We start from the raw sequence: 280 nt of genomic DNA, 5'->3' as shown, positions 1-280 counted from the left end.
CACCGGGAATTCTACCTTCCTCTCCTGCACTCTAGCCAAGCAGTTCCAGATGCCGTTCCCAGGTTGAGCCCGGGGCTTTCACACCTGGCTGACTTAGCCACCTACGCGCGCTTTACGCCCAGTAATTCCGATTAACGCTCGCACCCTCCGTATTACCGCGGCTGCTGGCACGGAGTTAGCCGGTGCTTCTTCTGCGAGTGATGTCTTTCCTCGGGAGTATTAATCCCGAAGCGTTCTTCCTCGCTGAAAGTGCTTTACAACCCGAAGGCCTTCTTCACAC

General features: G+C 56.1%; 1 rRNA gene. It reads right to left on the bottom strand.

The features are described from left to right. Positions 1 to 280, bottom strand: a 16S ribosomal RNA gene (locus HXS66_RS17300); the annotation flags it as partial.

It is taken from the genome of Cobetia sp. 5-11-6-3, from assembly GCF_013374055.1.
Taxonomy (GTDB): Bacteria; Pseudomonadota; Gammaproteobacteria; order Pseudomonadales; family Halomonadaceae; genus Cobetia; species Cobetia marina.
The sequence above is the reverse complement of the archived record's forward strand: the minus strand, read 5'-3'. Positions and strand labels throughout refer to the sequence as shown.